This window comes from Pseudomonas sp. MYb327 (genome assembly GCF_040438925.1).
Classification (GTDB): Bacteria; Pseudomonadota; Gammaproteobacteria; order Pseudomonadales; family Pseudomonadaceae; genus Aquipseudomonas.
This window is the reverse complement of the sequence record NZ_CP159258.1, coordinates 5,559,063-5,571,949: the sequence shown is the minus strand read 5'-3', so window position 1 is coordinate 5,571,949 and position 12,887 is coordinate 5,559,063. Positions and strand designations below refer to the sequence as shown.

Below are 12,887 nucleotides of genomic sequence, written 5' to 3'. Positions count from 1 at the left end.
CGGCTTCTACAGAACTACGTTTTCAGACTGAAACAACGAAGAACGCAGCAATCAACCCCATCCCCACAAACCACACCAGCGAGCGCAAGATCGCCCAGTCCGCCAGATAGCAAATGATGTACAGCAGCCGACTGGTGATGAACAGCACCGCCAACACATTGAGCGTGACCAGTTCGGCGTTGCCCACCAGGTGCGCCACGATCACTGCCGCCGCGAACGCCGGGGTCACTTCAAAACTGTTCAATTGCGCCGCATGCGCACGCCTGGCCAAACCATTGAGCGACTCGAGAAAGTCCCGGGGGTCATGGTTGTCACTCAGACGATATCCGCCACTGGCCTTGGCGATGCCCGTGCAGATATAGGGCAGGAAAATCGCGATCAAAATGCACCACAGAGCAACATTCATATAGCAGTCCCTTTCTCACGTATCAGAGCAATCAAAATTTCATGACCAACATGCCGATCAAAACCAACCCACAGGCTAAGAGCCTTGGCCCGCCGAAAGGTTCTTTCAGGTAACGCATGCCGAACAAGACCACCAGAATCACGCTGATCTCGCGTAACGCAGCCGCTTCGGCAATCGAACCCAGCTGCATGGCCCACAGCACCAGAGCGTAGCTGAACAACACGCAGAACCCGACCGCCAGGCCGAGTCGCCACTGCTCACGCCAGAACAACTTGAACGCTGGCCGTTTGCGCACCCAGGCCAGCAGCGGAAACGGCCAGGCACTGATCAGCGTCACCCAGACCAGGTAATCCAGCGGATGCGACCATCGCCGCAGCGCCTGACCATCGATAAAGGTGTAGCAACCGATGCACAGACCGATCAGCGCCACCACCGGCAGCATCGACCACGGTAATCGTGCACCACCCCCGCCCTGCCAAAGCAGGCAAAGCATGCCGAGCGGGATCAACAGAATTCCCATGATCTGCTGATGGGTCAGCACTTCGCCGGCGAACACCAATGTCAGCGCCAGCACCACGAGCGGCGATAAACCGCGCATCAGCGGATAGACCAGTCCCAGATCGCCAACTCGATAGGCCTGGATCAGCAAATAGCGGTAGATCAATTCGAACGCTGCCGAGGCGAGAATCCACGGCCAGATCTCCAGCGGAGGCAGCTCTACAAACGGCAGCATCAGCGCGACAAATAACATCGCGACGCTGTCCATGCAGGCCACCACCAGTAACCGTTCGGCACTGAATTTGATCAGGGTATTCCACGCCGCATGCAACAGCGCCGCCACCAACACCAACGCCGTCGCAAGCACGGCAAACTCCTTATGTTGCCCACCCTTTCCCTGCAGGAGCCCGGCTTGCCGGCGATGGCGTATTTGAAATCGCAGCCAGGCTCCTACATGAAACGGACGGAGAATTGATTCGCCATATGTCAGCAGCTGTTTATACTGCAAGCGACCACGCCGCACTCAGTTGCGCACCGACTAATTCCAATAAAAATTCTGCCCTGCCCGCTCTCCTCGAGAACGGTCATCGGCATGCGTATGCCTGATCACAGCGTCAAGACTACCGACAGAGACTTTGCGCATGCCACTCGCTTTGCTTGCCCTCGCTGTTGCCGCGTTCGGCATCGGCACCACTGAATTCGTCATCATGGGCTTGTTGCCCGATGTTGCCCGAGATCTCGCTGTAAGCATTCCCCATGCAGGATTGCTGATCACCGGCTATGCCCTGGGCGTGGTGTTCGGCGCACCGATCCTCGCGGTCGGCACTGCCAACATGCCGCGCAAAGCCACGCTGCTGGGCATGACCCTGATGTTTATTCTCGGCAACATACTCTGTGCGCTGGCGCCGAATTACGCCACGCTGATGGCCGCACGGGTGATTACCGCGTTGTGCCATGGCGCATTCTTCGGTATCGGTTCGGTCGTTGCCGCTGGCCTGGTGGCACCGAACAAACGGGCCCAGGCGATTGCCATGATGTTCACCGGCCTGACCCTGGCCAACGTACTGGGCGTGCCATTGGGCACGGCGCTCGGCCAATACGCCGGCTGGCGTTCGACGTTTTGGGCGGTATCTGTGATCGGCGTAATCGCTGCGATTGCGCAATGGGTCTGGCTGCCAAAGAACATCGCGATGGATAGAGCCAACCTGGCGAGCGAGTTCAAAGTGCTGGGCAAGACCAATGTGCTGTTGGCGCTGGGGATGAGCGTGCTGGCCTCGACCAGTCTGTTCAGCGTATTCACCTACATCGCGCCGATCCTGCAGGACATCACCGGCGTCAGTCCCCACGGCGTGACCATCATGCTGCTGTTGTTCGGGGTCGGCCTGACGGCGGGCAGCATGCTCGGCGGGCGACTGGCTGACAGCCGCTTGCTGCCTTCACTCGTCGGCATGGCGCTGGCCGTCGTGGTGGTATTGGCCGCGTTCAGCCAGACCAGCCACTCGGTTATTCCAGCGGCAATTACCTTGGTGTTGTGGGGCATTTTCGCTTTCGCCCTGTGCCCGATCCTGCAACTGCTGATTATCGACCAGGCTCATGAAGCGCCCAACCTTGGCTCGACACTTAACCAGAGCGCATTCAATCTCGGTAACGCTGCCGGCGCCTGGATCGGCGGACTGGTGGTCGCCAGCGGCGCAGACCTCGCAGACCTGCCGTGGACAGGCGCACTGGTCAGTGGCTTGACCGTGCTGACCGCACTGTTTTTTATCTACCTGCAACGACGAAGTGCCGCTGCGGTGAATGTGCCGAGCTGATTACTTTTTGATGTTCTGCGGGCCGGGTTCCTCGGCTTGATTCGCGGTGTCTTTCGGCGGCCCGCTCTCGCTGCGAATTTGCGCATGACTGATCAACGCGAAGATGAAACTGCCACCCACAATGTTCCCCACCAGTGTCGGCCCCGCGAACACCAGCCAGAAATCTTTCCACGGCAACTCGCCGGCAAACACCAGATAACCGACCTCGAGCGAACCGACCACGATGTGAGTGAAATCCCCCAGCGCCATGAGGTAGGTGATGAGGATGATGATCCACATCTTGGCGCTCTCCATGGACGGGATCATCCAAACCATGGTGGCGATCATCCAGCCCGAGATGATGCCCTTGGCGAACATCTGACTGACGTCGTTTTCCATGACCTTGCGGCCGATGTCGAGGAAGGCCACATCGGTCTTGCTGTCGAAAATCGGCAGTTCGAGCATGACGTAAGCCACCAGCAACGTCCCGCACAGATTGCCGAAGAGCACTACCCCCCACAGCCGCAGCAATCGGCCGAAGTTGCCCAGTGTCGGCTTGCTCATGATCGGCAGCACGGCGGTCAGGGTGTTTTCGGTGAAGAGTTGCTGACGCGCAAGAATCACTGCGAGAAAACCAGCGCAATAGCCGAAACTGGCGATCACCTTGAAACCTTCGCCGTCCGGCAGACGGGAATTGAGCAAGCCCATGCCCATCAGCGACAGGCCCATGGTCAGGCCGGCGGCCAATGCCGACCACCACAAGGCAGCGACGCTGCGCTCCAGTTCCTGATCGCCTTGGGTACGGATGATTTCGTGCAATACCGCCGCGCGTGGTGGCTGGTTTTTTTCGACCTCATGCTGCTCTTTCGCCGAGAGGTCCGGGGTCTTGCCAGCTTTGTGCGTATCCATAAGTTTCCAGAACCGGTGACGAGTCTTGTAGGTACGACACGTGGGGATCAGCACTGTTCAATGCACGTAAAAACAAACCGGATCTTGTAGGAACCGGCTTGCTGGCGAAGGGATCGACTCGATTTCCGGGGTGACGCTTATGGCGCCATCGCCAGCGAGCCGGCTCCTACAGGTCTCGCATTATTCGATGCTGGCGTCGTCCTTGAACTGGTCTTTGACGTACTTGATCTCGGTCCGGCCGTGCGGAGCAGGCAGACCGTCTTCGCCCAGGTTGACGAACACAATCTTCTCCACTGTCAGGATGCTTTTGCGGGTGATCTTGTTTCGTACTTCGCACTTGAGGGTGATGGAGGTACGACCGAACTCGGTGGCGGTGATACCCAGTTCGATGATGTCGCCCTGGCGCGAGGCACTGACGAAGTTGATTTCGGAAATGTACTTGGTCACCACGCGCTGATTGCCCAGCTGGACGATGGCGTAGATCGCCGCTTCTTCGTCGAGCCAACGCAGGAGGCTGCCGCCGAACAGCGTTCCGTTGGGATTGAGGTCTTCGGGCTTAACCCACTTGCGGGTGTGGAAATTCATGGTCACTCCTGAGCGTCTTGCCGAATGATGGGCGGTATCTTGGCAGACCCCGGGCCAGAGCTCTATTAACCATCGACTATGGTCTCGATTACCGTTCGGACATTGAACAACAGAAACCCTTTGGAAGATCAGCATAGACCGCTATAATCGCCCCCGTTTCAAAACGGTAACCTTCACTTGCTACCGTTTTCCCGCCACCTGTCCGAGGGGCGCTGCAGCAGGCTAGACCTGTCAGGCTCGGATGGGGCGTTGCTTGGCCATCACCGGCCAGACACTAAACGCACAACGGCGCCCATTCGCATACTTTACGAATGGAGGCTCTTCATGAGCGCTGTTATCACGCCTGCAGATTTTAACGATTACAAAGTTGCCGACATGTCCCTCGCTGCCTGGGGCCGTCGCGAAACCATCATCGCCGAATCCGAAATGCCGGCACTGATGGGTCTGCGTAACAAGTACTCCGCCGAGCAACCGCTCAAGGGCGCGAAGATCCTTGGCTGCATCCACATGACTATTCAGACTGCCGTGCTGATCGAAACCCTGGTTGCCCTGGGTGCCGAAGTACGCTGGTCGTCCTGCAACATCTTCTCGACTCAGGACCAGGCTGCCGCTGCCATCGCCGCTGCCGGCATCCCGGTTTTCGCCTGGAAAGGTGAGACCGAAGAAGAGTACGAGTGGTGCCTGGAGCAAACCATTCTGAAAGATGGCGCGCCTTGGGACGCCAACATGATCCTCGACGACGGCGGCGACCTGACTCAGCTGCTGCACGACAAATACCCACAGGTTCTGGATCGCGTCCACGGCGTGACCGAAGAAACCACCACTGGCGTTCACCGCCTGCTGGACATGCTGGCCAAGGGCGAGCTGAAGATCCCTGCGATCAACGTCAACGACTCGGTCACCAAGAGCAAGAACGACAACAAGTACGGCTGCCGTCACAGCCTCAACGATGCGATCAAGCGTGGTACTGACCACCTGCTGTCCGGCAAGCAAGCGCTGGTCATCGGTTACGGTGACGTGGGCAAGGGTTCCGCTCAGTCCCTGCGTCAGGAAGGCATGATCGTCAAGGTCTCCGAAGTCGACCCGATCTGCGCCATGCAAGCCTGCATGGACGGTTTCGAACTGGTTTCGCCGTTCATCGACGGTATCAACACCGGTACCGAAGACAGCATCGACAAAGCGCTGCTGGGCAAGATCGACCTGATCGTGACCACCACCGGTAACGTCAATGTTTGCGACGCGAACATGCTCAAAGCTCTGAAGAAGCGTGCTGTTGTCTGCAACATCGGCCACTTCGACAACGAAATCGACACTGCTTTCATGCGCAAGAACTGGGCATGGGAAGAAGTGAAGCCACAGGTTCACAAGATCCACCGTACCGGCGCTGGCGCATTCGATGCTCAGAACGACGACTACCTGATCCTGCTGGCCGAAGGCCGTCTGGTTAACCTGGGTAACGCCACTGGCCACCCAAGCCGCATCATGGACGGTTCGTTCGCCAACCAGGTTCTGGCGCAGATCTTCCTGTTCGGCCAGAAGTACGCCGACCTGTCGCCAGCCCAGAAAGCCGAGCGCCTGACCGTTGAAGTACTGCCGAAGAAACTCGACGAAGAAGTGGCCCTGGAAATGGTCCGTGGCTTCGGCGGCGTTGTGACTCAACTGACCAAGACCCAGGCCGACTACATCGGCGTGGCCGTCGAAGGCCCGTTCAAGCCGCACGCTTACCGCTACTGATTCGCCGCAGGTTTGCTCACGATGCGGTGCGCCTTGTGCACCGCATCGTCTGCATCGCCAGCAAGCCGGCTCCTACAGGTGAGTGGTCGTACGCAACATTACGGTACGACGCAAACCTGTAGAAGCTGGCTTGCCAGCGATTAGCGGTGTCGCGACATACCGGCCCCACAGGCTTACGCGTTTCCAAGGATATGACCATGTCCCAAGATCGTCGCTACAGCTTCGAATTCTTCCCTACGAAGACCGACGCTGGGCATGAAAAGCTGCTTGCCACTGCTCGTCAGCTGGCCACGTACAACCCCGATTTTTTCTCCTGCACCTACGGCGCTGGCGGTTCGACTCGTGATCGCACGCTCAACACCGTGTTGCAGCTCGAAAGCGAAGTCAAAGTCCCTGCCGCACCGCACCTGTCTTGCGTTGGCGACAGCAAGGACGACTTGCGCAGCCTGCTGAGCCAATACAAGGCCGCCGGCATCAAGCGTATCGTTGCCCTGCGCGGTGACCTGCCTTCCGGCATGGGCATGGCCAGTGGCGAAATGCGCCACGCCAATGACCTGGTTGAATTCATTCGTGAAGAGACCGGCAATCATTTCCACATCGAAGTCGCCGCTTACCCGGAAATGCATCCGCAAGCGCGCAATTTCGAAGACGACATCGCCAACTTCGTGCGCAAGGCCAACGCCGGCTCCGACAGTGCGATCACCCAATACTTCTTCAACGCCGACAGCTACTTCTATTTCGTCGAGCGTGTACGGGCGGCTGGCGTGAACATCCCGATCGTGCCGGGAATCATGCCGATCACCAACTACAGCAAACTCGCGCGTTTCTCCGATGCCTGCGGTGCGGAAATCCCGCGCTGGATCCGCAAGCAACTGGAAGCCTACGGCGACGATGCGCAGAGCATTCAACAGTTCGGTGAGCAAGTGATTACCGAAATGTGTGAACAGTTGTTACAAGGCGGTGCACCAGGGTTGCATTTCTATACCCTGAACCAGGCTGAAGCCAGCCTGGCTGTATGGAACAATTTGAAGCTACCTCGCTGATTGTTTCCACGCAGTACCCAGGCCCTCTTCGGAGGGCCTTTTACATTTAAAAGAACATGGAAAGTTGTAGTTCAATGAATACCGCACCCTCGCAAGCACGCCCTCAACTTGTCTATCTGGTTTTCGGGCCCGAGACTTATCATCAGGAAGCGGTTTTCAGCATAGCCAGCGCCTTGGGCCGGCTACGCGAAACACCCGATGCAGCGCTCGACATCCAGGTCTTCAGCGACAACCCGCAACCCTACAAACATCTGCCGGTTCGCGTACGCCCTCTCGATGAGGAAACACGTCGACGCTGGAGCGAGCCCCACGGCTATCATTTCCGCGCCAAACACGTCGCACTGCGCACGGTGCTCGAAGAATCCGAAATTGCGCTGTTGATTGATACCGACACCTTCTTCCACTGCTCGCCGCTCAAACTGTTCGAGCGCGTGCAGCCCGGCACCCTGTTGTGTAATGACTATTACGCCGAATACGGCAACAACAAAGAAAACCTGCTCTACAGAGCGTTGTCGTCAACCCTAAGGGAAAAGGGCCTGGCGGACGATCAAATGATGCTGCTCAATTCTGGCGTCATCGGCCTGCACAAGCAGGATATCCAGGTGCTTGATCGCTCGATCGCCCTGATCGACGAATTGTATCCGTCCGCGAAGACGGCCTACACCCTCGAAGAGTTCTGCCTGTCGGTCGCGGCCTACCGTACGCTGGAAGTCAAAAAGTGCCCGGACCTGATCCATCATTACTGGAGCCGCAAGCAATTGTTCAGGGCCAAGGTCAGGGCTTGGGTCAACAAACATGGCGGGCGCCCAACGAGCCTGGGCGCACTGGACGACACTCGTCGCGTGTCGGCCCAACTTCCACGGCCACCGCGATCCCAGCGAATGCTCTACAAGCTCATCACCCTGGCACTGCCCGAACACCTTCGTCAGTTCATTCGCGAAATCCTTTACGGTTGCTACGAGCATCCCAACGAGTTCGACAAGGCCTGCGGACCAGTCTGGTGGGATAAAGCACTGCAAAACCAACAGGAACGCCTTGGCACACCGGTTTGCCGCAACCTGCTAGAGGATTGGTTCACCAACGGCCTGGTCAAGATGATTCTTGGACAGCGGCGCACGGCAATCCACGAACACTTACTCAACAGGCCCGACAAATAGAGACTTGGCGCCCAATATGCTCAAGCACTGCGCGAAACATGCAAGCCAGAGCTTCTCATTAGCCGTTGGGCGTACTAACCTCAGGCCATGCCCGCCATTGTCCAGTTGCTTGCCGTTGTGCTTTTCACTTGCCTGAGCTTCACCGCTCGGGGCGAGAAATTGCGCATTGTCACAGAACCGTGGGCGCCTTATGTGTATGAGGAGAACGGCAAATCCCTGGGACTCGACTACGAAACCACCGCGATTGTCTTCAAGCGCCTGGGCATCGAAGTCGAGTGGCAGTTCCTGCCATGGAAACGTTGCCTGTCGATGCTTGAAACCGGCCAGGCCGATGGCGCACTGGACATTTTCCACAGCGACGAGCGCGATGCGACATTGCTCTACCCCAGCGAACCGCTCTCGGAAGTGCAGTTCGTGATGTTCTACGCCAACGAGCGTCCGCACCCCTTCCGTACCCTCGACGAACTGCATGGCCTGACCATCGGCACCTCGCCGGGCTATCTGTACAGCCAGGATTTCAGGGATTCGAATCTGTTCATCCGTGAACCGGCACCGAGCCATGAAGCCAACTTCGGCAAACTGGTGCGCGGACGGATCGACCTGCTGATCACGGATCGCCGGGTCGGCCAGCATTTGCTCGACGAACTGAACATTCGCGACAAGATCTCCGAAAACCCGACCGTGATCAGCCAGCAAAGCCAATACCTGGCGGTGCGACGCAATGCCGGCATGGATTTACTGGTGCAGCGCTTCGGTGCCGAACTCAAGCGTTTCAAACGCGAGCCGGCCTACGCAGAGCTAAGCGCCCGTTACGGCGCCGACCCGGCCGCTACCGTCAACCCGGCGAGAGCCTCCGCCATCACGGTAAAAACCGTTGAGCAGCAGGAAAGCGGCGCGCAGTGATTGCTCTGTTATACTCCGGCCTTCCCGCCAGGCTCACGCCCGGACGCTCGGACTTGTTCAAGGCATCTCGACCCCGCTACGGCGCAGCTTTCCAGCCCGCGCGAGCGCTCCAGACGAGCTTTCAAGGCCCAGCAGGACCGGACGGGATTGCGTTCCTCTTAAACGCTATTCGCGCCAGGCAAGACTCCCATTGGGCCAAGCCCTAACTAAAACAGGATTACTCATGTCCTTTGCTTCCCTCGGTCTCTCCGAGGCTTTAGTCCGCGCCATCGAGGCAGCGGGCTATACCGAGCCTACTCCGGTGCAACAGCGGGCCATTCCCGCCGTGTTGCAAGGTCGCGACCTGATGGTCGCGGCACAGACAGGTACTGGTAAAACCGGCGGTTTCGCCCTTCCGATTCTGGAGCGGTTGTTCCCCAACGGTCACCCGGACAAATCCCAGCGTCACGGCCCGCGCCAACCGCGCGTACTGGTCCTGACGCCTACTCGCGAACTCGCGGCCCAGGTACACGAAAGCTTCAAGATCTACGCCCGTGACCTGAAGTTCGTCAGCGCCTGCATCTTCGGCGGCGTCGGCATGAACCCGCAGGTTCAAGCCATGTCCCGTGGCGTAGACGTGCTGGTGGCCTGCCCTGGCCGTCTGCTCGACCTCGCCGGCCAAGGCAGCGTCGACCTGTCCCACGTGGAAATCCTCGTGCTGGACGAAGCCGACCGCATGCTCGACATGGGCTTCGTCCATGACGTGAAGAAAGTCCTGGCGCGCCTGCCGGCCAAACGGCAGAACCTGCTGTTCTCGGCAACGTTCTCCAAGGACATCACCGACCTCGCCGGCAAACTGCTGCACAATCCGGAACGCATCGAAGTCACGCCGCCGAACACCACGGTCGAACGCATCGAACAGCGCGTATTCCGTCTGCCGGCCAGCCACAAGCGCTCCCTGCTGGCGCACCTGATCACCGCCGGCGCCTGGGAACAGGTGCTGGTGTTCACCCGCACCAAGCACGGCGCCAACCGCCTGGCCGAGTACCTGGACAAACACGGCCTGAGCGCCGTCGCGATCCACGGTAACAAAAGCCAGAACGCCCGCACCAAAGCCCTGGCCGACTTCAAGGCCGGTGACGTGCGCATCCTGGTTGCCACCGACATCGCCGCGCGCGGGCTGGACATCGACCAGTTGCCACACGTGGTCAACTTCGAACTGCCGAACGTCGATGAAGACTACGTGCACCGTATCGGCCGTACCGGCCGTGCGGGTCGTTCGGGCGAGGCGATCTCGCTGGTAGCCCCGGACGAAGAAAAACTGCTGAAAAGTATCGAACGCATGACCAAGCAGAAAATCGCCGACGGCGACCTGATGGGCTTCGATTCGAGCGCCGTGGAAGCCGAGAAGCCAGAAGTCCGCGAGCGTCCGGATGTGCGTAACCCGCGCAATCCACGTGGCCCGCGCGGCGATGGTCCGAACGGCGGCGGCGGTGGCGGCGGTCGTAAAGACAAGGGCAAGGACAAGGGCAAGGAAAAACCGGCGTCGGGTGAACGCGGCGAGCGTCCAGCCCGTCAGCAAAAACCACGCGAAGGCACCCCGGCCCGCGAACAGCGTCAGCCCAGCCAGCCACCACGCGCCGCGGCTGATCGTGCACCGGACGAGTTCCTGGACGACGATATCGATAACTTCGGTAACCGTGTCGACTACGTGCCTCAGCCAAAACCGGCCCAAGGCCGTGGCCGCCGTCCGGGTGCTCCGGCACAAGGCACTGCTGCCGGCTCGGGCGCACCACGTGGCGGCAAGCCACAGGGTCGCCAGAACGGTCCGCGCAACAGCGATGGCGCCAGCACCGGCACACCGCCAGCCAAACGTAGCGGCCCACGCAATGGCGCGCCACGTGACGGCCAGGCCCGTCGCGAAGACTCGCGCAACCGCCGCCCGGCCCGTGACGAGCAGCCTCGTTCGGAACCGGCCGTGCAAAACCCGCGCGGTCCTGCGCCGAAGATCATGCACAAGGAGTCGAAGGCTGACCGCTTCCCGACACCTGAGCAGCTCGATCAACTGCCAAGCCGTCCTCGCGGTGAAAAACCGGCCTTGCTGACCCGCAATCGCTGATTTATCGCTGCAATAAAAAATGCCCCGGCTCGTGAGAGTCGGGGCATTTTTTTATGGGCTGTAGGAGCCGGCTTGCTGGCGATTGGGGCGACTTGGTTTCTGCTGTGTTGCAGAAGGCGCTATCGCCAGCAAGCCGGCTCCTACGGTCTCAGCATTACTTCGCTTTGACACCTTCAAAGGTCACGTACAGATCAACGGCGTCGGACGATGGGCCCAGGTCTTTCTGCTTGCCGAAATCAGAACGCTTGAGGGCGAAAGTACCCTCGAAGCCTGCACGGTAGCCGCCCCATGGATCCTTGCCTTCACCCAGGAAAGTAGCCTTGACCACGATTGGCTTGGTCACGCCAAGGATAGTCAGGTCGCCGGCCACGTCGGCAGTGTCTTTGCCAGCGGCGTTTTTGCCGGTGGATTTGACGCTGGTGGAAACGAACGTGGCTTTGCTGCCGTTCAGGAAGTCTTTGCTGGAGATGTGCTTGTCACGTTCGGCGTTGTTGGTGAACACGCTGGCGGTGTTCACGTTGAACTCGATCTTGCTGTCTTCAGGCTTGGCAGCGTCGAAGCTGAACTTGCCGTCGATGTCCTTGAAGGTACCGGTGATGTAGCTGTAGCCCAGGTGGCTGATCTTGAAGTCAACGAAGGCGTGCTGGCCTTCTTTGTCGACTACGTAGTCAGCGGCCATTGCGCTACCGGCGGACAACAGGGCGGAACCGATTGCCAGAGCGGCCAGAGTCTTTTTCAACATGCTTTGTTTTCCTTTGGAGTCGAGGTTGAACTTCAGGCTTTGCGACCCAGCATGCGCTTGAGGGTCACATCACGGTCGATAAAGTGGTGTTTCAATGCTGCCAACGCATGGAGGCCGGAAAAAATTACCAACACCCACGCCAGGTAGAGGTGAATCACGCCTGCGGTATCTGCCTGGTCCGGCAGTCCGGATACCAGCGCAGGGACTTCAAACAAGCCAAACACCGGGATACCGACACCTTCTGCGGTGGAAATCAGGTAACCGGCAATCATCACAGCGAACAGACTGAGATACAGAAAGCCATGGCCGAATTTGGCGCCGAGGCGCGTCATGCGGCTGTAGCTGGACAGGGTTGGCGGCGGCGGGCTGATGAAGCGCCACAACACCCGCAACACCATCACGCCCAACAACACCAGGCCAATGCTCTTGTGCAGATCCGGCGCGTCTTTACGCCAGGTGCTGTAGTAGTCGAGACCGACCATCCACAACCCCAACGCGAACAGACCGACAACCGCCAGCGCCACGCCCCAGTGCATGAAAATGCTGACCCAGCCGTAGCGGGAAGTAGAGTTTCGTAGCTGCATTGCCTAGATCCCTGTAAGTGCTGGCCCAAGACTATCGAGTTATCTATCGAATTAAAGCGGAAAATTTCGCTTTGAAATATCGAGAAAACCGATCAAGAGTCTGAAGCAAGCGAGTTAAGTAAAGATTAAAGTCGAAATTGTGAAAAAAACTGAATACGAACCAGAGAACACCTGTATCAAAAGGTTTATTCGATGGCTACTACTGATTTTTTCGCCACGGTCCTTAAGCCCATATGCAACCTGTAGCAGCTGCCGAAGGCTGCGTTCGGCTGCGAAGCAGGCGCAAAGTCAAAACTCGCGGTCTGTCAGATAAACCACAGGCGCAGGATCCACGACTGCTGCGCAGCCGAACGCAGCCTTCGGCAGCTGCTACGTGGAACGCGTTTCGGCTTCATTAATTGGCGTGCAATACATATGTACCGCATTTTACACATTTGA

12 protein-coding genes and 1 riboswitch are annotated in these 12,887 nt (G+C 58.6%); of the genes, 6 read left to right on the top strand and 6 right to left on the bottom strand.

Annotated elements, in window-relative coordinates; all coding sequences use genetic code 11:
* Positions 1 to 22: 22 nt before the first annotated feature.
* Both ABVN21_RS25195 and ABVN21_RS25190 read right to left on the bottom strand, forming a co-directional pair.
* Positions 23 to 406 carry an MAPEG family protein gene (locus ABVN21_RS25195; RefSeq protein WP_339556759.1) on the bottom strand — a complete coding sequence of 128 codons (384 nt, stop codon included), beginning with the start codon at positions 404 to 406 and terminating at the stop codon, positions 23 to 25.
* A 31-nt stretch (positions 407 to 437) separates the two neighbouring features.
* Positions 438 to 1,271 carry an EamA family transporter gene (locus ABVN21_RS25190; RefSeq protein WP_339556760.1) on the bottom strand — a complete coding sequence of 278 codons (834 nt, stop codon included), beginning with the start codon at positions 1,269 to 1,271 and terminating at the stop codon, positions 438 to 440.
* A 274-nt stretch (positions 1,272 to 1,545) separates the two neighbouring features.
* Here ABVN21_RS25190 and ABVN21_RS25185 point away from each other — a divergent pair, with 274 nt between their 5' ends.
* The gene (locus tag ABVN21_RS25185) at positions 1,546 to 2,715 is read left to right on the top strand and encodes an MFS transporter (RefSeq protein WP_339556761.1); all 1,170 of its coding nucleotides are present in this window, start codon (positions 1,546 to 1,548) and stop codon (positions 2,713 to 2,715) included.
* Here the strand turns inward: ABVN21_RS25185 and ABVN21_RS25180 are convergent, their stop codons facing one another.
* Positions 2,716 to 3,603, bottom strand: a complete 888-nt coding sequence (locus tag ABVN21_RS25180) for a formate/nitrite transporter family protein (RefSeq protein WP_339556762.1) — start codon at positions 3,601 to 3,603, stop codon at positions 2,716 to 2,718.
* A gap of 180 nt (positions 3,604 to 3,783) precedes the next feature.
* Complete coding sequence (locus tag ABVN21_RS25175; protein WP_339556763.1) at positions 3,784 to 4,188, bottom strand: hotdog domain-containing protein; 405 nt, start codon at positions 4,186 to 4,188, stop codon at positions 3,784 to 3,786.
* Between the two features lie 198 nt (positions 4,189 to 4,386).
* Positions 4,387 to 4,489, top strand: a riboswitch (S-adenosyl-L-homocysteine riboswitch).
* 23 nt (positions 4,490 to 4,512) lie between these two features.
* On the opposite strand from ABVN21_RS25175, the gene ahcY reads away from it, so the two are divergent.
* The 5 genes from ahcY to ABVN21_RS25150 all read left to right on the top strand — a co-directional run bounded on the left by ahcY (position 4,513) and on the right by ABVN21_RS25150 (position 11,123).
* Complete coding sequence (gene ahcY, locus ABVN21_RS25170) at positions 4,513 to 5,922, top strand: adenosylhomocysteinase (protein ID WP_339556764.1); 1,410 nt, start codon at positions 4,513 to 4,515, stop codon at positions 5,920 to 5,922.
* Between the two features lie 197 nt (positions 5,923 to 6,119).
* Positions 6,120 to 6,965 (top strand): methylenetetrahydrofolate reductase [NAD(P)H], encoded by an 846-nt coding sequence (metF, locus tag ABVN21_RS25165; protein WP_339556765.1) that lies wholly within the window; start codon positions 6,120 to 6,122, stop codon positions 6,963 to 6,965.
* 74 nt (positions 6,966 to 7,039) lie between these two features.
* The gene (locus tag ABVN21_RS25160) at positions 7,040 to 8,122 is read left to right on the top strand and encodes a hypothetical protein (RefSeq protein WP_339556766.1); all 1,083 of its coding nucleotides are present in this window, start codon (positions 7,040 to 7,042) and stop codon (positions 8,120 to 8,122) included.
* 87 nt (positions 8,123 to 8,209) lie between these two features.
* A complete protein-coding gene (locus tag ABVN21_RS25155; RefSeq protein WP_339556767.1) occupies positions 8,210 to 9,025 on the top strand; it encodes a transporter substrate-binding domain-containing protein in 816 nt (271 codons plus the stop codon).
* Between the two features lie 223 nt (positions 9,026 to 9,248).
* The gene (locus tag ABVN21_RS25150) at positions 9,249 to 11,123 is read left to right on the top strand and encodes a DEAD/DEAH box helicase (RefSeq protein ID WP_339556768.1); all 1,875 of its coding nucleotides are present in this window, start codon (positions 9,249 to 9,251) and stop codon (positions 11,121 to 11,123) included.
* 154 nt (positions 11,124 to 11,277) lie between these two features.
* Here ABVN21_RS25150 and ABVN21_RS25145 read toward each other — a convergent pair whose 3' ends face one another.
* Both ABVN21_RS25145 and ABVN21_RS25140 read right to left on the bottom strand, forming a co-directional pair.
* Complete coding sequence (locus ABVN21_RS25145; RefSeq protein WP_339556769.1) at positions 11,278 to 11,865, bottom strand: YceI family protein; 588 nt, start codon at positions 11,863 to 11,865, stop codon at positions 11,278 to 11,280.
* A gap of 32 nt (positions 11,866 to 11,897) precedes the next feature.
* On the bottom strand, positions 11,898 to 12,449 hold the full coding sequence (locus ABVN21_RS25140) for a cytochrome b (RefSeq protein ID WP_339556770.1): 552 nt from the start codon (positions 12,447 to 12,449) through the stop codon (positions 11,898 to 11,900).
* Positions 12,450 to 12,887 lie beyond the last annotated feature (438 nt).

What these genes read in the sequence shown, in the direction of transcription:
- ABVN21_RS25150 (WP_339556768.1), top strand. Translation starts at nt 9,249, where the DNA reads ATGTCCTTTGCTTCCCTCGGTCTCTCCGAGGCTTTAGTCCGCGCCATC.
- ABVN21_RS25185 (WP_339556761.1), top strand. Translation starts at nt 1,546, where the DNA reads ATGCCACTCGCTTTGCTTGCCCTCGCTGTTGCCGCGTTCGGCATCGGC.
- ABVN21_RS25155 (WP_339556767.1), top strand. Translation starts at nt 8,210, where the DNA reads ATGCCCGCCATTGTCCAGTTGCTTGCCGTTGTGCTTTTCACTTGCCTG.
- ABVN21_RS25140 (WP_339556770.1), bottom strand. Translation starts at nt 12,449, where the DNA reads ATGCAGCTACGAAACTCTACTTCCCGCTACGGCTGGGTCAGCATTTTC.
- ABVN21_RS25195 (WP_339556759.1), bottom strand. Translation starts at nt 406, where the DNA reads ATGAATGTTGCTCTGTGGTGCATTTTGATCGCGATTTTCCTGCCCTAT.
- ABVN21_RS25180 (WP_339556762.1), bottom strand. Translation starts at nt 3,603, where the DNA reads ATGGATACGCACAAAGCTGGCAAGACCCCGGACCTCTCGGCGAAAGAG.
- ABVN21_RS25145 (WP_339556769.1), bottom strand. Translation starts at nt 11,865, where the DNA reads ATGTTGAAAAAGACTCTGGCCGCTCTGGCAATCGGTTCCGCCCTGTTG.
- ABVN21_RS25160 (WP_339556766.1), top strand. Translation starts at nt 7,040, where the DNA reads ATGAATACCGCACCCTCGCAAGCACGCCCTCAACTTGTCTATCTGGTT.
- metF (WP_339556765.1), top strand. Translation starts at nt 6,120, where the DNA reads ATGTCCCAAGATCGTCGCTACAGCTTCGAATTCTTCCCTACGAAGACC.
- ABVN21_RS25175 (WP_339556763.1), bottom strand. Translation starts at nt 4,188, where the DNA reads ATGAATTTCCACACCCGCAAGTGGGTTAAGCCCGAAGACCTCAATCCC.
- ahcY (WP_339556764.1), top strand. Translation starts at nt 4,513, where the DNA reads ATGAGCGCTGTTATCACGCCTGCAGATTTTAACGATTACAAAGTTGCC.